The following is a 919-nucleotide window of genomic DNA, read 5'->3' on the forward strand; positions in this document are numbered from 1 at the left end:
GAATTTCTATTTTTGAGTTATCTGAGCAAGAGAAAGAAGATCTCGCACTATTCTCTCCAGAGTTAGCCGAAACCTCTCAGTCACTGACTCATATCGGAATTTTGCAAGAAATCGCTGACGAAAAGTCGGGGCAAGATTACCTATTAACAGAAAAGCCGCGTTTGCCAGCCAACACGTTAAATGCCTTTCGTCATCCTCGAAAAATCACTGGCAACCCTAAAGGTATCTATTTCGATGCTCAATCGCGCCGTAAAGAACCACGCTATCGATTCAAAACGCCGCTTGAACTCAGTTCGGGTGAGTTAAAAGCAGCAGGTTCAACCGTTGATATTTCTAAGCGAGGCTTGGGGATTCGTTTAGATGAGCCAACGATGTTACGCTCGGGACAAGAAGTGCAAGTTAACTTTCGTGAGTTACAACTTTACGATAAAAAGCTGCCTCTCATGGCCGTTCCATATCGCGTTATTCGAGTCAGCCCTGACGGCTGCAGCGTACAATTGGTTATTGATGAAAACAGCAAAACGATCCGTGTGATCGCTTTCTTCAACAGCATCATTGAACACAACCAAGATAAGCTGATCCCACAAAAAGAGATGTTACCAAGCAACGCATTACTGGAAAGACTGCACAGCGTTTTGCTATCAAGGACGTTAAGCACACCTATCTTTATCAGCAAAAGTACAGCGTCGGCACTAAAAACTCCGGTGGTTGGGGTGAACCTGCCGTTGCCAAAACACATTGAGTTGTTTGCACGCTTAGGTCACGACCAAAAATTCTCTTTAGAGCCAATTTTTAAAGGCCGCTCTAGCACGCTGATCGCAGAACCAATTAAGCGTGTCGACGGAGCACAAGCAAAACACCAAGACATCTACATTAGTGCAGCGAAAATCGGCAATAAGATCACTGCTATCGAGTCCAA

General features: G+C 44.8%; 1 protein-coding gene. It reads left to right on the top strand.

Annotated features, from left to right (window positions below):
- Positions 1 to 919, top strand: a 919-nt coding sequence (locus R8N49_RS25650) for a PilZ domain-containing protein (protein WP_318190273.1), incomplete at both ends; no start/stop codon positions are given.

Source organism: Vibrio sp. 1978 (assembly GCF_033344345.1).